This is a genomic window from Pseudomonas taiwanensis DSM 21245 (genome assembly GCF_000425785.1).
GTDB classification, from domain to species: Bacteria; Pseudomonadota; Gammaproteobacteria; order Pseudomonadales; family Pseudomonadaceae; genus Aquipseudomonas; species Aquipseudomonas taiwanensis.
In genome coordinates this window covers 23,582-42,576 of sequence record NZ_AUEC01000034.1, presented here as the reverse complement: position 1 = coordinate 42,576, position 18,995 = coordinate 23,582, and the positions used below count along the sequence as shown (strand labels likewise).

At 63.4% G+C, this 18,995-nt stretch carries 19 protein-coding genes; 7 read left to right on the top strand and 12 right to left on the bottom strand.

The window, feature by feature from the left end; translation table 11 throughout:
• Positions 1–2: 2 nt before the first annotated feature.
• The 8 genes from H620_RS0115715 to pobA form a co-directional block, all read right to left on the bottom strand.
• On the bottom strand, positions 3–677 hold the full coding sequence (locus H620_RS0115715) for an urease accessory protein UreF (RefSeq protein ID WP_023380372.1): 675 nt from the start codon (positions 675–677) through the stop codon (positions 3–5).
• Positions 677–1,222, bottom strand: a complete 546-nt coding sequence (locus H620_RS0115710) for a HupE/UreJ family protein (protein ID WP_023380371.1) — start codon at positions 1,220–1,222, stop codon at positions 677–679. Before H620_RS0115710 ends, H620_RS0115715 begins: the two co-directional genes overlap by 1 nt.
• Before the next feature lie 16 nt (positions 1,223–1,238).
• The gene (gene ureE, locus H620_RS0115705) at positions 1,239–1,724 is read right to left on the bottom strand and encodes an urease accessory protein UreE (RefSeq protein ID WP_023380370.1); all 486 of its coding nucleotides are present in this window, start codon (positions 1,722–1,724) and stop codon (positions 1,239–1,241) included.
• 10 nt (positions 1,725–1,734) lie between these two features.
• Positions 1,735–3,438, bottom strand: coding sequence for an urease subunit alpha (ureC, locus tag H620_RS0115700; RefSeq protein ID WP_023380369.1), 1,704 nt, complete (start codon positions 3,436–3,438; stop codon positions 1,735–1,737).
• Positions 3,435–3,752, bottom strand: coding sequence for an urease subunit beta (locus H620_RS0115695; protein WP_023380368.1), 318 nt, complete (start codon positions 3,750–3,752; stop codon positions 3,435–3,437). Before H620_RS0115695 ends, ureC begins: the two co-directional genes overlap by 4 nt.
• A 10-nt stretch (positions 3,753–3,762) precedes the next feature.
• Positions 3,763–4,065: an urease subunit gamma gene (locus H620_RS0115690; protein WP_023380367.1), complete on the bottom strand. Its 303-nt coding sequence runs from the start codon at positions 4,063–4,065 to the stop codon at positions 3,763–3,765.
• 9 nt (positions 4,066–4,074) lie between these two features.
• The gene (locus H620_RS0115685) at positions 4,075–4,908 is read right to left on the bottom strand and encodes an urease accessory protein UreD (protein WP_027907612.1); all 834 of its coding nucleotides are present in this window, start codon (positions 4,906–4,908) and stop codon (positions 4,075–4,077) included.
• Between the two features lie 357 nt (positions 4,909–5,265).
• A complete protein-coding gene (gene pobA / locus H620_RS0115680; protein WP_023380364.1) occupies positions 5,266–6,453 on the bottom strand; it encodes a 4-hydroxybenzoate 3-monooxygenase in 1,188 nt (395 codons plus the stop codon).
• Between the two features lie 173 nt (positions 6,454–6,626).
• Here pobA and H620_RS0115675 point away from each other — a divergent pair, with 173 nt between their 5' ends.
• From H620_RS0115675 to H620_RS0115665, 3 genes are read left to right on the top strand one after another with little or no spacing between them, the layout of a single operon-like run.
• Positions 6,627–7,511, top strand: a complete 885-nt coding sequence (locus H620_RS0115675; protein ID WP_027907611.1) for a helix-turn-helix domain-containing protein — start codon at positions 6,627–6,629, stop codon at positions 7,509–7,511.
• 54 nt (positions 7,512–7,565) lie between these two features.
• Positions 7,566–7,964 carry a MerR family transcriptional regulator gene (locus H620_RS0115670; RefSeq protein ID WP_023380362.1) on the top strand — a complete coding sequence of 133 codons (399 nt, stop codon included), beginning with the start codon at positions 7,566–7,568 and terminating at the stop codon, positions 7,962–7,964.
• Between the two features lie 20 nt (positions 7,965–7,984).
• Entirely contained in the window at positions 7,985–8,884 is a 900-nt protein-coding gene (locus H620_RS0115665) for a hydroxymethylglutaryl-CoA lyase (protein ID WP_027907610.1), read from the top strand.
• A 532-nt stretch (positions 8,885–9,416) separates the two neighbouring features.
• Here the strand turns inward: H620_RS0115665 and H620_RS0115660 are convergent.
• Positions 9,417–9,947, bottom strand: a complete 531-nt coding sequence (locus tag H620_RS0115660) for an MgtC/SapB family protein (protein WP_023380360.1) — start codon at positions 9,945–9,947, stop codon at positions 9,417–9,419.
• A gap of 192 nt (positions 9,948–10,139) precedes the next feature.
• On the opposite strand from H620_RS0115660, the gene ccoG reads away from it, so the two are divergent.
• Genes ccoG through H620_RS0115645 form a run of 3 tightly spaced genes read left to right on the top strand, consistent with a single transcriptional unit; the run spans position 10,140 to position 15,131 of the window.
• The gene (ccoG, locus tag H620_RS0115655; protein WP_027907609.1) at positions 10,140–11,537 is read left to right on the top strand and encodes a cytochrome c oxidase accessory protein CcoG; all 1,398 of its coding nucleotides are present in this window, start codon (positions 10,140–10,142) and stop codon (positions 11,535–11,537) included.
• Between the two features lie 52 nt (positions 11,538–11,589).
• Positions 11,590–12,999 carry a GntR family transcriptional regulator MpaR gene (gene mapR / locus H620_RS0115650; RefSeq protein ID WP_023380358.1) on the top strand — a complete coding sequence of 470 codons (1,410 nt, stop codon included), beginning with the start codon at positions 11,590–11,592 and terminating at the stop codon, positions 12,997–12,999.
• Positions 13,000–13,055: 56 nt separating this feature from the next.
• Positions 13,056–15,131: a hybrid sensor histidine kinase/response regulator gene (locus H620_RS0115645; protein ID WP_023380357.1), complete on the top strand. Its 2,076-nt coding sequence runs from the start codon at positions 13,056–13,058 to the stop codon at positions 15,129–15,131.
• A gap of 8 nt (positions 15,132–15,139) precedes the next feature.
• Here the strand turns inward: H620_RS0115645 and H620_RS0115640 are convergent, their stop codons facing one another.
• Positions 15,140–15,886: an SDR family oxidoreductase gene (locus H620_RS0115640; RefSeq protein ID WP_023380356.1), complete on the bottom strand. Its 747-nt coding sequence runs from the start codon at positions 15,884–15,886 to the stop codon at positions 15,140–15,142.
• An 83-nt stretch (positions 15,887–15,969) separates the two neighbouring features.
• Entirely contained in the window at positions 15,970–16,884 is a 915-nt protein-coding gene (locus H620_RS0115635) for a site-specific integrase (RefSeq protein WP_023380355.1), read from the bottom strand.
• 162 nt (positions 16,885–17,046) lie between these two features.
• Here H620_RS0115635 and H620_RS0115630 point away from each other — a divergent pair, with 162 nt between their 5' ends.
• The gene (locus H620_RS0115630) at positions 17,047–17,694 is read left to right on the top strand and encodes a DUF1345 domain-containing protein (protein ID WP_023380354.1); all 648 of its coding nucleotides are present in this window, start codon (positions 17,047–17,049) and stop codon (positions 17,692–17,694) included.
• On the opposite strand, the gene H620_RS0115625 is transcribed toward H620_RS0115630, so the two are convergent.
• Positions 17,620–18,849 (bottom strand): pyridoxal phosphate-dependent aminotransferase, encoded by a 1,230-nt coding sequence (locus H620_RS0115625; RefSeq protein ID WP_023380353.1) that lies wholly within the window; start codon positions 18,847–18,849, stop codon positions 17,620–17,622. The two genes, H620_RS0115630 and H620_RS0115625, sit on opposite strands and share 75 nt — an antisense overlap.
• Positions 18,850–18,995 lie beyond the last annotated feature (146 nt).

Here is an 18,995-nt window from a genome sequence, read left to right as displayed (position 1 = left end):
CCTCAAGAACGGAACAAACGGGTGTATTGGGTTTCATGGCGCGACGAAGCGATAGCCAGCAGCGGCAGGCCGCCACCGAGCTGATCGTCGTCCAGCGCCAAGGCATGGTCGAGCACGCCGGGCAGCGCTTGGCCCAGGTCGCGCAGCAGTGTCTGGGCCGCTTGTTGGCCGAAGGGCACCAGCTTCACGCCTGCCATCACGGCGCCTTCCAGCCAGGCAAAACCATGGCCCAGGGCCAACTGGCGTAGCGGGATCGACCAGTGGGCGCCGAGCCAGGCCATGCCGCCGAGCTGGCTGAGTTCCAGGCTGGCGCGCCAGGCCGGGTCCTGGCCCAATTGCCAGCCGTCGAGCATGCGCGCCAGGGCCGAGCCGCGCTGCTGTTCTTCCAGGCGCAGCTCGGCGGTTTCGCGGTTGGCCAGCAGGAACCGGCTCCAGCGGCCGAACGCCTCGGCATCATCGGCCTGGCTGGCCCGGTACAAGCGCGCCAGCAGCGGCCAGTCGAGGTGGCCGAGGGTGTCGTGCAACTGCTCTCGTTGCCAGGCACTGAAGCTGGCGATGTCGCGCACCCAACCTGCCTCGACAGCCCACTCCAGACCTTGCGAATAGGTGAACCCGCCTACTGGCAGGCCGGGGCTGGCCAGCTGCAGCAGGCGTAGCAGTGCCAGGTCGCTGTTCATCAACCGGCCAGCACCAAGGCGGCGCCGGCCAGCAGGCCACCGCCGAAGGCCTTCTGCAGGCCGCTATGGCGGCGCAGCAGGCAACCGACGGCGAACCCGACCACCAGCAGCAGGCCGCTGACGGTGACGAAGCCTGCACTGAACAGCCAGAAGGCACTAGGGGTAGCTTCCACACCGTGGGCCCAGCCGTGGAACAGCGCGAACACCGGCATGAGCAGAGCCAACACCAGCTGGCGGCTGGGCAGCAACAACGCGCCAGCGGCAACCAGCAGCGAGACGGTAATCAGGGTTTCCATGCCTAACACGTCACCGAACACGTGACCGCAGATGGCGCCACCGAACATCGCCGCCAAGGTGGCCAGCGGCAGTGTCAGGTTGCGGCGGGTCAGCGCAGCAAGCACGCCGGTACCTAGCAGCATCAGCAAGTGGTCAAGGCCAGTCAGCGGGTGAAGCAGACCGTCCTGCAACGGATTGGCATCGTGGCCAGGGTGGGCGAAGGCTGGCAAGGCCACCATCAGCAAGGCAAAGGCGATCGTTTTTTTCATGGTTGACTCCGTGTACTCAAGAATGGGCTGGCATGCGCACGAACGGGTGATCGTGGCCATGGCTGTGGCTATGCGGCGCACTCTGGTAGGCGCCGGCCTCGGGTTCGAAAGGGGCCTGTTCGGCTTCCACCGTCAGGCCCAGGCCGCGCAGCATGTCGTCCAGCACATGGTCGTGCTGAAAACGCAGCAGGCCCGGTTCGATCTGCAGCGGCACATGACGGTTGCCCAGGTGATACGCGGCACGGGCCAGCAGGTGTGGATCAGCGCAACGCACCGTCGACACCGCTTCCGGGGCAGCCAGCACACGTATCACCTGACTGCCTTGGGCATCGGCCAACAACTCGCCGCCACGCAGCAGGTGGCCACGTTCGAGCATCAGGCCAGCCTCGCGACCGTCGTCGAGCGTGACGCGCAAGCGGCTCTTGATTCGGCTGTCCACATCCAGGGTGACAGTGCCGGTAACAGTGTCGGATGCAGGGATCCGGCGGGTCAGGACAATCATGCTTGCTCCTTCAGAACAGGAAATAACGCTGAGCCAGCGGCAATTCGGTGGCTGGCTCGCACACCAGCAGCTCGCCATCGGCACGCACCTGATAGGTTTGCGAATCGACTTCGATCACCGGTTGCAGGGTGTTGTGCACCATGTCGGCCTTGCGCACCCGGCGGCAGCCGTGGGCCACCCCTATCAGGCTGCGCAGGCCCAGCTCCTCGGCCAGACCGCGGTCCATGGCGGCCTGGGGCAGGAAGGTCATGCGCGTGGCATGCCGGGCAGCGCCCAGGGCGCCGAACATCGGACGGTAGTGCACCGGCTGCGGCGTCGGGATCGAGCCGTTGATGTCGCCCATCGGTGCAGTGGCGATCATGCCGCCCTTGATCACCAGGGCCGGCTTCACGGCGAAGAAGGCTGGTGCCCACAACACCAGGTCGGCCAGCTTGCCCACTTCCACCGAGCCGACTTCATGGGCGATACCATGGGTCAGCGCCGGGTTGATGGTGTACTTGGCGATGTAGCGCTTGACCCGGAAGTTGTCGCTGTAGGCGGTATCCGGGGCCAGCGGTCCACGGCGCAATTTCATCTGGTGCGCGACCTGCCAGGTGCGCAGCACCACTTCGCCGACCCGGCCCATGGCCTGGGAGTCGGACGAGGTCATGGCAAAGGCGCCCATGTCGTGGAGAATGTCTTCGGCGGCAATGGTTTCACGGCGGATGCGCGACTCGGCGAAAGCCACGTCTTCGGCAATGCTAGGGTCCAGGTGGTGGCAGACCATGAGCATGTCCAGGTGCTCATCGACCGTGTTGACCGTGTAAGGCAGCGTCGGATTGGTCGAGGATGGCAGCACATTGGCCTGGCCTGCCGCACGGATGATGTCCGGGGCATGACCGCCCCCGGCACCTTCGGTGTGGAAGGTGTGGATGGTGCGGTCACCGATGGCGGCCAGGGTGTCCTCGATGCAGCCGGATTCGTTGAGCGTATCGGTATGAATGGCCACCTGGATGTCCATTTCTTCCGCCACGCCCAGGCAGCAGTCGATGGCCGCGGGTGTCGACCCCCAGTCCTCGTGCAGCTTCAGGCCCACCGCTCCCGCGGCGATCTGCTCGCGCAAGGCTTCAGGTTGCGAGGCGTTGCCCTTGCCCAGCAGGCCGATGTTGATCGGCAGGCAATCGGCGGCCTGGAGCATGCGCGCCAGGTACCACGGACCTGGGGTGCAGGTAGTGGCGTTGGTGCCGGTAGCCGGCCCGGTGCCGCCACCGACGAAGGTGGTGACGCCGCTGGTCAGCGCCTCCTCCACCTGCTGCGGGCAGATGAAGTGGATATGCGAATCGATGCCCCCGGCGGTGACGATCTTGCCTTCGGCGGCGATCACTTCGGTGCCTGGCCCGACCGGCACGGTCACGCCAGGCTGCACATCGGGGTTACCGGCCTTGCCGATGACGGCGATGCGGCCATGCTTGACGCCGATGTCGGCCTTGACGATGCCCCAGTGGTCGATGATCAGCGCGTTGGTCAGCACCAGGTCCATGGCCTCGGCCGCCAGCATCTGGCCTTGCCCCATGCCGTCGCGGATGACCTTGCCACCTCCGAACTTGACCTCTTCGCCATAGAGGGTGAAGTCCTTCTCCACCTCTACCCACAGCGCGGTGTCGGCAAGGCGCACGCGATCGCCGACAGTGGGGCCGAACATGTCGGCGTAGGCTCGACGGGAAATACGGCTCATGCCTGGCCCTCCAGTGCGCCCATTATCTTGCCCTGGAAGCCGTAGACTTCCCGCTTGCCGGCGTAGGCCACCAGTTGCACGGTGCGTGACTGGCCGGGCTCGAAGCGCACGGCGGTGCCGGCGGGGATGTCCAGGCGAAAGCCGCGTGTAGGTTCACGTTCGAACACCAGCGCGTCGTTGACTTCGTAGAAGTGGTAGTGCGAGCCGACTTGCACCGGCCGGTCGCCATGGTTGGCCACGCTGACGCTGACAGTGGCGCGGCCGACGTTGAGCTCGATGTCGCCATCGGCGACCTGGATTTCTCCGGGAATCATGGGTGGCTCCTCAGACGATGGGGTCATGCACGGTCACCAGCTTGGTGCCGTCCGGGAAGGTGGCTTCGACCTGCACGTCGTGGAGCATCTCGGCGACGCCTTCCATGACCTGCTCGCGACTCAACACTTCGCGGCCCAGGCTCATCAGCTCGGCCACAGTCCGGCCATCGCGGGCACCTTCGAGCACCGCGGCGCTGATCAATGCCACAGCTTCCGGGTAATTCAGCTTCAAGCCGCGGGCCAGGCGCCGCTCCGCCAATAGCGCGGCGGTGAACAGCAGCAGTTTGTCTTTCTCTCTCGGGGTCAGTTCCATGGCGCGTTCTCAGGTAGCCCAAATGCGCGGCGGGCATGCCGGCAGGCCGAGAACGGCCGGCCGCAGCACATGCCAGAGGCGCTGCAGGGTGCGTTGCAGATGTTGGTTGTCGTGATCGAGCAGACGGATCACCAGCAGTTGCCCCAGCAGCGTGGCGCCAGCGGGGTTGCCCAGTGCTTCGAGCAAAGGCCGCACCTGCTCCAGCAGCGCCTGGTCGGCGGGCGCGGCGCAGAAGGTGGCCAGCAGCGGGTGGTCAGCGACCTTGTCCAGGCGCCCGCCTTCGATACGCAGGCGCTCGTGCAGCCCCGGGTCACCGGGCATGTCGATGCGCAGTCGGCTATCCAGGGCGCCTTGCTCGAAGCGTTCGTTCATCACTGGCCGCCCCAGGCAGAGGGTTTCCCAGGCCAGTAGCCGGGCACCAGGCTCCAGGGTGAAACAGCTGTCGAGGCTCGCTCGGGCACCGCAGAAGAAGATGCTGTCCTGAGGCAGCCATTCCAGCGTGCTGCCCGGCTGCAGGTGAAAGCGCTGACGTAATCGGGCGGTAGGGCCGATGCTGCGGTAGAACTTGCTGGCGCCGGGCATGGTCAGCAGCGCGTGACTGCCTGGTTCCAGATGAATGTCCAGTTCCAGGCGGTCGCCAGCAACGATGCCGCCGGGTGGGTGCAGCACATAGACGTGACACGGTGCACCTTCCGGGTAGAACGGTCGCTGCACCAAAAGAGGACCAAAATGATGGCGCGCACCAAGACGGGTCACGCCGGCGCGTTCGACAAAGCGCAACTGCAAGTGCGCGCTCCAGCCAGCATCCTGTTCGGTATGTTCGATCTGCTCCGCGAGCGACATCCTGCGGCCCCTGATATCCGTGGCCTGACGGCCGTTGTGAGGGTTTGGCGCGGCGCCGCTGAGCATTGCCTGCCTGACCACTCGATCAAATTCGATGGCTGGATATAGCAGGTTGCGGGCCAACTACGCAGGTGAAGGAAAATGAAACGTGTGTGGCGACTGCTCTGGCATCGGGCACACAGGGCTATGGCGCACAAACGAGGGGCGGTACAGAGCCCCGTTTTGGGCCATGGCGGTGGAAGTGGCGTGGGTTCGGACGGGATCGTTTGGTGGCCCCTGGTTTTACCTGGGGTGAAGAGTTGGCGGGGGGCAAGAAAGCTTTGCCCCCAACCCTGGAATTTCCCACGGAAACTGCGCCTACTCCACCGCTTCGTAGGGCAGCCCGACGTAGTTTTCGGCGATGTTCACCAGACCAGCCGGCGAGGTCAGGAAGTACTCGCGATCGGCCTCCTGCATCTTCTGGTCCCAGGCATCCTTGTGGTCGCCGAAGTCATGCAGCAACTGAGTCATGAACCAGCTGAAGCGCTCGCCCTTCCACACCCGGCGCAGCGCCAGTGGCGAATACTGCGCCAGCAGGTCGGTGCGGCCCTCGCGGTACACCTTGACCAGGATACGGAACAGGTAGTTGACGTCGGAAGCGGCCAGGTTCAAGCCCTTGGCGCCGGTGGGCGGGACGATGTGCGCGGCATCGCCAACCAGGAACAGGTGCCCGTACTGCATGGGCTCGACCACCAGGCTGCGCAGCGGAGCGATGCTTTTCTCCAGTGCAGGGCCGGTGACCAGACGTTCGGCAACGTCATCAGGCAGGCGCGCCTTGAGCTCCTCCCAGAAGCGCTCGTCGGACCATTCCTCCACGCGATCTTCCAGTGGAACCTGCAAATAATAGCGGCTGCGGGTGTGGGAACGCTGGCTGCACAGCACGAAGCCGCGTTCATGGTGGGCATAGATCAGTTCATGGTTCACCGGCGGGGTGTCGGCCAACATACCCAGCCAGCCAAAGGGGTAGACCCGTTCGTAATGCTTGAGCACACCTTCAGGAATGCTCTGTCGCGACACACCGTGGAAACCGTCGCAGCCAGCGATGTAGTCGCAGTCCAGGCGATAGGTTTGGCCGTCTTTCTCGTAGGTCAGGTAAGGGCGTTCACCCTTGAGTTCGTGGGGCTGGACGTTGCTGGCGGAATAGATGGTCAGTGCGCCGCTGGCCTTGCGGGCCTCCATGAGGTCGCGGGTCACTTCGGTCTGGCCGTACACCATGACGGTCTTGCCACCTGTCAGGGCCTTGAGGTCCAGGCGTTGGCGACGCCCGCCAACCAGCAGCTCGACGCCTTCGTGAACCAACCCTTCGCAGTCCATGCGGGCGGCCACACCGGCTTCGCGCAGCAGGTCGACCGTGCCCTGTTCGAGGACGCCTGCACGGATCCGGCCCAACACGTATTCAGGGGTCTGGCGTTCGACGATGACCGTGTCGATGCCAGCGTTATGCAGCAACTGGCCAAGCAGCAGGCCGGACGGACCTGCGCCGATGATTGCAACCTGAGTGTTCATTGTTCTTGTCTCTTGTCTGGCGATGCCAGCCCACGACTGGCAGTGGCTGGGCATCTGCTGTTAGGGTTTGCCCCTGCATTTTTACTGGCAATGCACCGCTAAAAAGTGTGCTATCCAATATAAAAACTGCACTTTTGCAAAAAGCGTTCGATTAACGGACAGGAACAAGAACAATGAAATCCACCCTCCCCGGCGTCCCGCTGTTCCAGTTGTATGGCGAAAACCAAGCCTGGCCCGCCACCGACTTGCTGCATTGCGAGACCATCCCGGTGCGCAGCCGCCTGCACCATTGGGAAATCAAGCTGCACCAACATGCCGAGTTGTTCCAGTTGCTCTACGTGCAGCGGGGTCGGGCCGAGGTGGAGATCGAGGGCCGGCACAGCGAAATCCGCGAGGCCGCGATCCAGGTCGTGCCGCCACTGACGGTGCATGGCTTTCGCTTTAGCGCGGACATTCAAGGGCATGTGGTGACGTTCGGCGCAGCCCTGGTAGCCGATCTGGAACAGCGCTTGGGCACGCCGCTGCGGGTGCTTTCGACACCGGCCTGCTACCCGTTGGGCAAGGATCGTCAGCACCTGCGCACGCTGATCGACACCTTGCAGCAGGAATACCAGGGCAGTGCCCCGGCGCGGTCGACCATGCTCCAGGCGTTGGTCACCGCACTGGTGGTGTGGATCAGCCGTCGCCAGCAACAAGGTTTGGCACCACGCAACCGCGATGAACGCGACCGCCTGTTGCTGGGCCAGTACCTGCGCCTGGTCGAGGCTCATTACCGCGAACACCTGTCGGTGGAGGACTTCGCCGCGCACCTGAATATTTCCAGCCTGCAACTGAACCAGCTATGCCGCGAGCTCAGCGGCCAGACGGCCTTGCAGGTCGTCCATCAGCGCCTGCTGCTGGAGGCCCGGCGCAACCTGATCTACACGCGTATGAGCATCAGCCAACTGTCGGACAGCCTGGGGTTCAGCGACCCCACCTACTTTGCACGGTTCTTCAAACGGCTGACCGGCCAGACGCCCAATGCATTCAGGCGTTCGGCTTCGCACGCGCCTGCTTGACGTATACGTCAACCTGCCATTAGGTTAGCCACATACCATCCTGCGAGCCCGAGCATGAGCAGCCAGACCTACAGCATTTCCGACCTGTCCCGCGAGCTGGACATCACCACCCGCGCTATCCGCTTCTATGAGGAACAGGGCCTGCTGAGCCCAGAGCGCCGCGGCCTGGAGCGAATCTATTCGGCGCGCGACAAGGTCAGCCTCAAGCTCATCCTGCGCGGCAAGCGTATCGGTTTCTCGCTGGCCGAATGCCGTGAATTGATCGAGCTATACGACCCCACCAGCGGCAACCTCAAGCAGCTCAACAGCATGCTGGCGAAAATCGCCGAGCGCCGTGCGCAGCTGGAACAGCAGATGCTCGATATCCACCAGATGCAACTGGAACTGGACACCGCCCAGGAGCGCTGCGAACAAGCCCTGGCTGCCACCTTGAACAAGAACGACAACCGTTGATCCGCCACAGGAACCCTGCCATGTCCTTGCCCAAACACGTTCGCCTGGTCGAAGTCGGCCCGCGCGACGGCCTGCAGAACGAAGCCCAACCTATCAGTGTTGCCGACAAGGTGCGCCTGGTGGACGACCTCACCGAAGCCGGGCTGAGCTACATCGAAGTCGGCAGTTTCGTTTCGCCCAAATGGGTACCGCAGATGGCCGGTTCCGCCGAGGTGTTCGCCGGTATTCGTCAGCACCCAGGCGTTACCTATGCCGCCCTGGCACCCAACCTGCGCGGGTTCGAAGACGCATTGGCGGCCGGTGTGAAGGAGGTCGCGGTATTTGCCGCCGCCTCCGAGGCCTTCTCGCAGCGCAACATCAATTGCTCGATCAGTGAAAGCCTCACGCGCTTCGAACCGATCATGGACGCGGCACGCAGCCACGGCGTGCGTGTTCGCGGCTATGTGTCGTGCGTGCTCGGTTGCCCTTATGAAGGCAAGGTCAGCGCCGAACAGGTCGCACCGGTCGCCCGTGCCCTGCATGACATGGGCTGCTACGAGGTGTCGCTGGGCGACACCATTGGCACCGGAACCGCCGGCGATACCCGGCGCCTGTTCGAGGTGGTGTCGAAACAGGTGCCACGCGAGCAACTGGCCGGGCATTTCCACGACACCTATGGGCAAGCCCTGGCCAACGTCTATGCCAGCCTGCTGGAGGGTATCAACGTGTTCGACAGCTCGGTCGCAGGCCTTGGGGGCTGTCCCTACGCCAAGGGCGCCACCGGCAATATCGCCACGGAGGACGTGCTTTACCTGCTGCAGGGGCTGGGCATCGACAGCGGTATCGATTTGGACCGACTGATTGCAGCCGGTCAGCGTATCAGTACCGTGCTGGGCCGAGCCAATGGTTCACGGGTGGCGCGGGCGCGCACTGCGGGCTAGTTCACACGGCTGTCACATTTGTGTGGGTGGAGTGTTACCGCCCCCACAAAAACCAGCAAAAAATCGGGTAACAGGGAAACAAATCGACAAAATCTCAGGTCACCCGCCACACACCCAGAATGCCAACCTATTGATTTTAAAGGATTTTGAAAAGTTGGCACGCCACCTGCTATATCTTTGGCATAACAAGAACAAAAACGTGATACCCAATAAAAACAACAGATAACGGCTCTGACATAAAAAAAACAACACGGCAGAGGCGTAGCAAGCAGATTTTTTTGGAGTAGATACGCTTTTCAGGGGTTCGCCCCGCGGTCTGACACAGAACAATAAAACTACCTTCAGGTAGAGACGGTCAGGACCGGACCAGCCCTGGTGAAAGCAGATCAGCGCTCAAAAAAATACGTTTGCTCTTGACCCCGGATGGGGGTCGGCCGCAGTACCAAGACAGGCTAACAAAAACAACAAATGGTCGGTCTTCAATAATAAAAAAGAGCAAGCAACAACGCTTTGAGGGGAGCTCCGGCTCCCCTCAGTGCTTCCTGCCTTCGCCCTCCTCCTGCTTCGCCTCCTCATGCCCTTCGACCTTTTCCACCACCTTGGGCATCGTGCCCAGCACCAGTAGCGCCATCACCGTGCTTACCAGCGCCGTCACTTCTCGCCCCATGCCTGCCGCCGTGCCGATGGCAGCGGTCATCCAGAGTCCGGCAGCGGTGGTCAACCCCTTCACATGGCTGGTGTCCTGCCCATTGCCCTTGAGAATGGTGCCCGCCCCCAGAAAACCAATGCCCGCGACGATGCCCTGGATCACCCGGCTCAAGGCTTGCTCATCCGCCCCGGCCATCGCTGGCGCCAGGACAAACAGCGCGGCCCCAAGCGACACCAACATATGGGTGCGCACACCTGCCGATTTACCCTTGTGCTCACGCTCGAACCCCAGCACCGCCCCCAGCAATGCCGCCATCAGCAAACGCAGCAGAATCCGCGTCACCTCGCCTTCGTCGGTCACATCGGCAAATTCGGACTCAATGGCCAGCACCACAGGTCGCCACCAAGGTTCCATAACCGCCTCCCGCATCAGGCCACTCACATGAACGGTGGACCGCGCTGTGTGCCAGGAGTGCCGCCTACCGGCTGGCGAGCAACACGCCTGGCCATCTGATACGGTTTTTATTGCAAAACCTGAGTCTGTGCTGAAAACAGTTTGACGGCGATAGTGCAGCAACCCTGATGCAGGCCTGATGAGCACAGAACCATGAGCGAACGCATTCCCTTCGTCGAGATCGCTGCCCCGCGAAGCACCGCCAAACCCGTCGACAGCGGCATCCATACCCGCAGCTTCAAAGGTCTGTACCGCAACCTGCGAATCGTCTTCGCCGGCAGTCTGTTCGTGTTGTTCTTCGGTACCGCCTGGCTCGACTGGAACGGGCGCCAGGCCGTGCTGTGGGATCTGTCCAACAGCAAGTTCCACATCTTTGGCGCCACCTTCTGGCCACAGGACTTCATCTTGCTTTCGGCAGTTCTGATCATCTGTGCCTTCGGCCTCTTCGCCATCACCGTATACGCCGGCCGGGTGTGGTGTGGCTACAGTTGCCCACAGAGCACCTGGACCTGGCTGTTCATGTGGTGCGAAAAGGTCACCGAAGGCGACCGCAACCAGCGCATCAAACTCGCCACTGCGCCCTGGAGCCTGGCGAAGGCGGCCCGCCGTACACTCAAACACAGCTTGTGGATGGCGATCGGTGTACTAACCGGCCTCACCTTCGTGGGCTACTTCACGCCGATCCGCCCCTTGGCGGCTGAGCTGTTCACCCTGCAACTGGGGGGGACGGCAATGTTCTGGGTGCTGTTCTTCACTGCCGCCACCTACATCAACGCCGGCTGGCTGCGCGAGGCGGTGTGCCTGCACATGTGCCCGTACGCGCGCTTCCAGAGCGTGATGTTCGACAAGGACACCCTGGCCGTGGCCTATGACCCACGCCGAGGCGAGGCACGCGGGGCACGCAAGAAGGGCGCCGAGGCCCGCGCCCAGGGCCTGGGCGATTGCATCGACTGCACGCTGTGCATGCAGGTCTGCCCCACCGGCATCGACATCCGCGACGGCTTGCAGATGGCCTGTATCGGCTGCGCCGCCTGTATCGATGCCTGCGATGGCGTGATGGACAAGATGGGCTACCCACGTGGCCTGATCGGCTATAAGTCCGAACACAGCCTGCAAGGCGGCACCACCCACTGGCTGCGCCCACGTCTGTTAGGCTATGCCTGCGCCCTGGTGGTAATGCTCGGCGCCTTGGTGGTGGCCTTGCAGGTGCGCCCGATGGTGTCGCTGGACGTGATCAAGGACCGCGGCCTGTTCCGGGAGAATGCCCTGGGCCAGATCGAGAACATCTACCTGCTGAAAATCATCAACAAGACCGAACAGACACAGCGCTATCGGCTGCGCCTGGACGACGCCGAAGGCTTTGCCTTGCAAGGCCCGGACGAACTGATCGTGCCAGCCGGGGAAATGAGCGAAGTGCCGGTATCGGTCGCCCTGCTCGCCGAGCGCCCGACCAGCAGCTCGCAGGCGCTGAGTTTCGTGGTTCAGGACAGCGACAAGCCCGAGGTGCGGAGCGTGGCCCAGAGCCGCTTCGTGGCACCGATGAACCGCTGATCCCTTACACTGCCCATTCACCTTGCCCGCCAGGCCACGACAAACAGCCACGATGAAACGCTACGAACGATTTGCCGACGACATCGCCGAACTGATCCGCACCGGGGTGCTCGGCCCAGGCCAGCGCGTACCTTCGGTACGCTATGCCAGCCAGACCCATGGGGTCAGTCCGTCCACGGTGTTCCAGGCCTATTACCTGCTTGAGCGACGTGGCTTGATTCGTGCCCGGCCGCGCTCAGGCTATTTCGTCAACGCTCACGCACCGCGCCCGTTCAGCGAGCCGCAAACGCTACAGCCGCTCAGCGAATCCACCGAGGTAGATGTCAGCGCCCTGGTGTTCTCGATCCTCGAGTCGATCAAGGACCCCAACACCGTGCCGTTCGGCTCGGCGTTCCCCAGCCCCGAACTGTTCCCCTTGCAGCGCCTGTCGCGCTCGCTGGCCAGCGCCAGCCGCACGATGGACCCGCGCATGGTGGTGACCGACCTTTCGCCTGGCAACCCGCAGTTGCGGCGGCAGATCGCACTGCGCTACATGGTCGGCGGCCTGATGCTGCCCATGGAAGAGCTGTTGATCACCAATGGCGCACTCGAAGCGCTGAACCTGTGCCTGCAAGCCGTCACCGAACCCGGTGACCTGGTAGCCATCGAAGCCCCTGCCTTCTATGCCTGCCTGCAGGTACTGGAGCGACTCAAGCTCAAGGCGGTGGAAATTCCCGTGCAGCCACGCGAAGGCATGGACCTCGGCGTGTTGGCACAAACGTTGGACAAGCACCCGATCAAGGCTGTGTGGTGCATGACCAACTTCCAGAACCCCATGGGCGCCAGCATGCCCGAGGCCAAGAAGCAGGCATTGGTCGAACTGTTGCGCCGCCACCAGGTGCCGCTGATCGAAGACGATGTCTATGCCGAACTGTACTACGCCCAGCAAGCCCCCAAGCCGGCCAAGGCGTTCGACACCGAAGGCCTGGTGATGCACTGCGGCTCCTTCGCCAAGAGCCTGGCACCCGGTTACCGGATCGGCTGGGTCGCAGCCGGGCGATTCGCCCAGAAAATCGAACGCTTGAAGTTAATGACCTCGCTATGCGCCTCGATGCCCGCCCAGGCCGCCATTGCCGATTACCTGCAGCACGGTGGCTACGACCGCCACCTGCGCAAGCTGCGCTATGCCCTCGAAGGCCAGCAGGCCAACATGCTGGCGGCCATCGCCCGGTATTTCCCGGCGCAGACACGGGTCAGCCAGCCTTCCGGGGGCTACTTCCTGTGGCTGGAACTGCCCGAGCAGATGGACGCGCTGAAGCTGTTCCACATGGCGCTGGCCCAAGGCATCAGTATCGCCCCGGGGCCGATCTTCTCGCCGACCCGACGCTTCGGCAATTGCATTCGCCTGAACTACGGCAGCCCTTGGCATGATGGCGCCGAGCAGGCCATGGAGACACTGGGCCGCATCGTGCGATCCTTCTAGCCGCCACCATGACGGGCAGGCTACAGTGGGGCCATGCCCCACTGTCGGACGACCGCATGCCCTCTCGCGAATTGCTCCATTTGCGCCAGCAACTCGACGCACTGCAACAGCGCACCAGCCAACTCGAAGCCACGCTGGCGCAGCAACAGACGCTCGGTGATGGTCTCTATCGCTTCCTGTTCGACACCATGGACGAAGGCTTCTGCATCATCGAGTTCTTCGATGGCCCCCATGGCCCACTGAGCGACTATGTGCATGTGCTGGCCAATGCCGCCTACACCAAGCACGCCGGCATCCCCAACGTTGTGGGGCAAAAGCTTCGCCAGATGGTCCCCGACGAGGCCGATGACTGGGTGGAGCGCTACGGCGCGGTGCTGCGCACCGGCGAACCGCTGCACTTCGAGCAGGAACTGGTCGCCACCGGCCGTGTACTTTCGGTCACCACCTTTCGTGTCGAGCCCCCCGAGAAACGTCAGGTCGCGGTGCTGTTCAAGGATGTCACCGAACGCCGCAAGGCCGAGCTTGCCCTGCAGCGGCTAAACGAGGAACTCGAGCAACGGGTTAGCGAAGCACTGGCCGAACGCCGGCTATTTGCCGAGTTGATCGAGCACAGCGTGGTCAATGTGCATGTGGTCGACACCGACATGCGCTGGTTGGCCGTCAACCGGCAGGCCAAGGAAGACTTCCACAAACTGTATGGGCACACGCCGCAAGTCGGTGCGTCCATGCCGGCCCTGATGGGCGATGCCGATGACGACCGCGCGCGGTTCCTGCCAATGTGGCGTCGGGCCCTGGCAGGCGAGCGCTTCCTCGAAATGAGCGTCTTCGGCAGCGAGCACTACGTGCGCCACTTCGAGCTGCACTTCAACGCCTTGCGCGACCATGACGGCACGATCCAGGGCGCTTACCTGTTCGCCTACGACGTCACCGAGCGTTTCCAGGAGCAGCAACGGCGGCTAAAGGCCGAAGAAGCCTTGCGCCAGGCACAGAAAATGGAGGCCGTGGGACAGCTCAGCGGCGGTATCGCCCATGATTTCAACAACCTGCTCGGCGGCATACTTGGCGCCCAGGACCTGATGCGCCAGCGCCTGGCCCGGGAGCAGTACGACGACCTGCACCGCTTGCTCGACCTTTCCAACAGCTCGGCCAAGCGCGCCTCATCGCTGGTGCACCGCCTGCTGGCCTTCTCCCGCCAGCAAACCCTGCAACCACGTTCCACCCACATCACCGCGCTCGTGCATGACATGGAGGAATTGGTGCGCCGCTCCATCGGGCCATCGATTGAGTTGAGCAGTCGGTTCCATTCGCCCCTGTGGCCGGTGTTCATCGATCCACCTCAGCTGGAAAGTGCTCTGCTGAACCTGTGCATCAACGCTCGCGATGCGCTGCCTGCTGGTGGCACCATCGTCATCGAGGGCGAGAATCGGGTGCTGGATGCCGACCAGGCACGTGCAGTGGAGCTGCCTTCCGGTGAATATGTGTGCCTGACCATCTCGGACAACGGCCGTGGGATGACGCCGGAGGTGATGGCAAGGGCGGTGGATCCGTTCTTCACCACCAAGCCGATGGGCCAAGGGACGGGGCTGGGGTTGTCGATGACCTACGGTTTCGTGCGCCAGTCCGGCGGGCAAATGCGCCTGCGCTCGACCCTCGGCGAGGGCACCGAGGTAGCACTCTACTTGCCTCGCCATTACGAGCAGCCGGTTGCTTGCAGTGTCGAATCGGCAAGCAATCCGACAGCGTCCACACACCCGAGCGGCCAGCGAATCCTCCTGGTAGAGGACCAAGTGGCGCTGCGCATGGTGGTCAGCGAGGTGCTGGAAGAGCTGGGGTACCAGGTCGAGGCATTCGAAAACGGCCTGGCGGCACTGGATCATCTACAAAATGGCGAACGGCCCGACCTGCTGCTCAGCGACATTGGCCTGCCCGGCGGGATCAATGGTCGCCAATTGGCCGAGCGCTGCCGGGCCCGCTACCCGGACCTGAGCGTGCTGTTCATCACCGGTTACGACGAGAGTGCGGCGCTTAGCGAGGGGCAACTGCTCCAGGGCACGCGCGTTCTGACCAAGCCCTTCGAACTCGGAGCACTGGCTGACCAGGTGCGCCAGTTGCTCGACAATGGGCAGAAGTGACGGCGGGCTTAGCGCCCACCGCCGAGGTCGATGAAACTGCCGGTGGAATAGGACGCCCTGTCCGATAGCAGCCAGAGAATCGCCTCGGCGACTTCCTCGGGGTACCCCCCGCGCCCCATGGGCAGGCCCGGTTCGAGCTTGCTCACCCGCCCCGGGTCGCCGGACAGGGCATGGAAACCGGTGTGGATGTAGCCGGGCCGCACACCGTTGACGCGCACGCCCTCGCCCGCCACCTCTTTGGCCAGGCCGAGGGTGAAGGTATCGAGCGCCCCTTTGGATGCGGCATAGTCGACGTATTCGTTAGGAGAACCCAGGCGCGCCGCCACCGATGAGACATTGACGATGGCGCCGCCCTGACCGCCGTGGCGTCGGGACATACGCCGCAGCGCGTGCTTGGCGCATAGCATCGGCCCGACCACATTGGTTTTCATCACCTTGAGCAGGCGAAACTCCGACATGTCCTCGACCCGGCTTTGCTGGGCGATGGTGCCGGCATTGTTGACCAGCGCGGTGACCGGACCGAGATCGTGGTCGACCCGCTGGAACAACTGGATCACCTCATCCTCGACGCTGGCATCGGCACGCACGGCAATGGCGTCGGCGCCCAACGCCCGGACCTGGGCCAGAACGCTCTCGGCGGCCTGATCATCGGCGTGGTAATTGATACAGATACGGTAACCCTGCTTTGCCGCCAACAATGCCGTTGCGGCGCCGATGCCACGGCTGGCACCGGTGATGACGATAACGTTGTCCATGTCACTGCCAATCGCTTGGTTGGGAGTCACCGACAATAGGGGAAAAGCCTGCGCATGGGAATGCCTTGGGCACCGGCGCTTTTTCAGTAATCGAAGCGATCGACCGCACGCCGCCGTTCGTTGTCATCCCGCCGATCATAGCTGGCAGTGGTCTGGATGTTGGCATGGTGCGCAAGCTTCTGGGCAATCGACAGGTCGTGCTCTTCGATCACCCGGGTGATGAACGCACGGCGAAAATCATGGGGCATGATCTTGACCCCCACCTGGGCACCGCGTTGGCGAGCGATGTAGTAGATCGCATGCTTGGTGATGCGCGCGCGGGTGATGTGGTTGCCACGGCGGATACGGTTGAACAGGAACGGGTCGTCCGCAGCCCCCTCGGGCAACGCCTGGCGACGAAGGTCGAGCCAGGCCTGAAGCTTTTCGAAGGCCCAGGCTGGCGCGTACTTGACCAACTGCCGATTACCCTTGCCCACCACCTGCAAGCTGCGTTCGATGAAATCGACCTGTGTCAGGTCGATGTCCACCGACTCGGACTTGCGCATGCCGGTGCCATACAACAGCGCAATGATCGCCGCGTCACGCACGCCTTGTGGGCGTGGGTCGGCTGCACAGACGTCCATCAGTTCGCGAATCAGACTGCGTCGCAGGTTGCGCCCCGGTGGCAGACGGCTGCCGGTGTCTGGCTTGACTTCGCGGATTCGAAGCAGCCGCTCATGCTCGATCAGCCCCTGGCGCCAGGCTTCGTTCATCACCCCGCGCACCGCATTGACGTACAACGACGAACTGTTCGGCGCGTAACCGTCCGACCGCAACGCGGCCACCAGACCGATGACATGCCCAGGCTCGAGCTGGTGCCAGGGTACATCGACGATATCGTAATCGACGAAACCAAGCCGGTCGGCGGCATCCTGGAGAATGTAGCGCATCGTCTGTTGGCTGGAGGGCGCCAGCCGGGCCAGGTACTGCAGCAGCGGGTTTTGCGTGAGGTCGGACAAAACGTGATCCTGTAGCGAAGCCCAGGGCGGCGTGACGCCACGCCAGGCGTGAAGCGAATCAATGCCATCACCTTGATATTCAAGGGGTTTGACGGTGGCACGGCCCATGATGGTACCCCATAGGCTATCGTGGTAGCCATGACTCCCCATCGCCGAGGCCGCATGGCGTTCCATCGACTGACCCGCACCCATCCCCGCCTGAGCATCGCCACCCTGGCAGGCGTTGTCGGCGCCTGGCTGGTTCCCGCCGACGATACCGTCCAGCAGGTGCTGATCGGCTGGAACATCGGCGTCTGGCTTTACCTGTTGCTGGTATTGTGGCTGACCTGGCGGGCCAGTCCCGATACCGTGCGCCGGGTCGCCCGCATCGAAGACGAGAACGCAGGCCTGGTGCTGTTCACCGTCTGCATCGCAGCCATCGCCAGCCTGGCGGCGGTCACCCTGCAGTTGGTATCCAGCCGCGGGCTGCACGGCAGCGACCTTGTCCTGCACTACCTCTATACTGGGCTGACCGTTGCTGGCTCCTGGTTGATGATTGGCTGCATCTTCAGCCTGCACTACGCCCGCCTGTTCTACACCGACGATGGCAAGGCACCGCCCCTGCGCTTCGCGGACAATGAATGCAACCCGGATTACTGGGACTTCCACTATTTCTCGTTCACCCTCAACGTGGCGGTGCAAACGTCGGATGTCGGCGTCGCAGGGCGGGCTTTGCGACGGGTAGTGCTGGCGCACTCATTGGTAGGTTTCGTGTTCAATACGGCCATCCTGGGGTTCACGATCAACATCGCCGCCGGGTTGCTGGGCTAGCGCACGCCAGGCACAAGCAGCGACACGGCGACAAACGTCCTCCAACTGACCAGTCTCCAGCACCAGCCCCATGCGTACATGCCCTGCCGCGCTGGGGCCAAAGGCATCGCCCGGTAGCAGCGCTACGCCCTCCTCCATTAGCAGACGCTGGGCGAACGCCTGGGCACTAAGCCCGGTCGCGCTGATGTCGAGCATGACGAACATGCCGCCTGCGGGCTTGTGAGCCCTGACCCCCGGGCAATCGGCCAGGACCGAGCACACCCGGTCACGACGCTGTCGATACGCTTCGCGCATCTCCCGCACCGCCGGCAGGTCTCCTTCCAACGCAACACAGGCTGCCTGCATCACAAACTCCGGCAAGCCGAACAGCATGGCCATGGCCAGGTTGGCCAAGTGCGCGGCGAGCGGGAGCGGTCCGACCACCCAACCGATTCGCCAGCCGCTCATGGCATGGGACTTGGACAGGCTGTCGATGATCACGCAGCGCTCGGCCATGCCCGGCAGGCTGGTCGGGTCGATCACCTCGCCCTCGAACAACAACCCGCTGTAGACCTGGTCGCACACTAGCCACAGGTCGTGCTCGCGGCATAGCTGCGCGAGTTGCGCCATGTCCTGGGCTGGGATGGCGACGCCGGTGGGATTGTGCGGGGTATTGAGCCACAAGCCCCGGGTACGGGGGGTGACGGCCCGGGCCACGGCCAGCGGATCGAGCCGGAACCCCTGCTCGGGGCTGACCGACACCACGACCGGTAGCGCCCCACAGGCGGCGAGTACCGCAGGGTAGGTAACGTACATGGGTTCGGCGACGATCACCTCGTCTCCCGCCTCGAACAGGCATTGGGCGACGGCGTACAAGGCACACTGCGCGCCCGCCAGCACCACCACTTGGTCCGCCGTGACTTGCGGGCCGCTACGCCGGGCAATGGCCTGACGCAAGGCCAGGCTGCCGCGCACATCGCTGTAATGGGTATCGCCGCGGCGCAGGCTGCTGACCGCCGCCTCGACGATGGGTCTGGGCGTGTCGAAATCGGGGTCGCCCACCGACAGCAGGAAGATCTCTCGCCCTTCGCGTCGCAGGGCCTGAGCCTGATAATGGATGTCCCAGGCAGAGCTGGCGTCCCCGGCGATGCATTGCGTGAGCGTGGAATAGCGCATGACTGTCTCCCTGTCTGCCCAGCCCGCACCGCTCGTCCGAAAACGCTGTGCGCCAACTGGGGTTAAACATAGCAGAGGCCACGGCTCAGCTAGCGGCAGGCCGCGAAGGAAAACGTTTGCCTGGACGTTAATAGCCCAATGGTAGG

What these genes read in the sequence shown, in the direction of transcription:
- H620_RS0115715 (WP_023380372.1), bottom strand. Translation starts at nt 677, where the DNA reads ATGAACAGCGACCTGGCACTGCTACGCCTGCTGCAGCTGGCCAGCCCC.
- H620_RS0115710 (WP_023380371.1), bottom strand. Translation starts at nt 1,222, where the DNA reads ATGAAAAAAACGATCGCCTTTGCCTTGCTGATGGTGGCCTTGCCAGCC.
- ureE (WP_023380370.1), bottom strand. Translation starts at nt 1,724, where the DNA reads ATGATTGTCCTGACCCGCCGGATCCCTGCATCCGACACTGTTACCGGC.
- ureC (WP_023380369.1), bottom strand. Translation starts at nt 3,438, where the DNA reads ATGAGCCGTATTTCCCGTCGAGCCTACGCCGACATGTTCGGCCCCACT.
- H620_RS0115695 (WP_023380368.1), bottom strand. Translation starts at nt 3,752, where the DNA reads ATGATTCCCGGAGAAATCCAGGTCGCCGATGGCGACATCGAGCTCAAC.
- H620_RS0115690 (WP_023380367.1), bottom strand. Translation starts at nt 4,065, where the DNA reads ATGGAACTGACCCCGAGAGAGAAAGACAAACTGCTGCTGTTCACCGCC.
- H620_RS0115685 (WP_027907612.1), bottom strand. Translation starts at nt 4,908, where the DNA reads ATGTCGCTCGCGGAGCAGATCGAACATACCGAACAGGATGCTGGCTGG.
- pobA (WP_023380364.1), bottom strand. Translation starts at nt 6,453, where the DNA reads ATGAACACTCAGGTTGCAATCATCGGCGCAGGTCCGTCCGGCCTGCTG.
- H620_RS0115675 (WP_027907611.1), top strand. Translation starts at nt 6,627, where the DNA reads ATGAAATCCACCCTCCCCGGCGTCCCGCTGTTCCAGTTGTATGGCGAA.
- H620_RS0115670 (WP_023380362.1), top strand. Translation starts at nt 7,566, where the DNA reads ATGAGCAGCCAGACCTACAGCATTTCCGACCTGTCCCGCGAGCTGGAC.
- H620_RS0115665 (WP_027907610.1), top strand. Translation starts at nt 7,985, where the DNA reads ATGTCCTTGCCCAAACACGTTCGCCTGGTCGAAGTCGGCCCGCGCGAC.
- H620_RS0115660 (WP_023380360.1), bottom strand. Translation starts at nt 9,947, where the DNA reads ATGGAACCTTGGTGGCGACCTGTGGTGCTGGCCATTGAGTCCGAATTT.
- ccoG (WP_027907609.1), top strand. Translation starts at nt 10,140, where the DNA reads ATGAGCGAACGCATTCCCTTCGTCGAGATCGCTGCCCCGCGAAGCACC.
- mapR (WP_023380358.1), top strand. Translation starts at nt 11,590, where the DNA reads ATGAAACGCTACGAACGATTTGCCGACGACATCGCCGAACTGATCCGC.
- H620_RS0115645 (WP_023380357.1), top strand. Translation starts at nt 13,056, where the DNA reads ATGCCCTCTCGCGAATTGCTCCATTTGCGCCAGCAACTCGACGCACTG.
- H620_RS0115640 (WP_023380356.1), bottom strand. Translation starts at nt 15,886, where the DNA reads ATGGACAACGTTATCGTCATCACCGGTGCCAGCCGTGGCATCGGCGCC.
- H620_RS0115630 (WP_023380354.1), top strand. Translation starts at nt 17,047, where the DNA reads ATGGCGTTCCATCGACTGACCCGCACCCATCCCCGCCTGAGCATCGCC.
- H620_RS0115625 (WP_023380353.1), bottom strand. Translation starts at nt 18,849, where the DNA reads ATGCGCTATTCCACGCTCACGCAATGCATCGCCGGGGACGCCAGCTCT.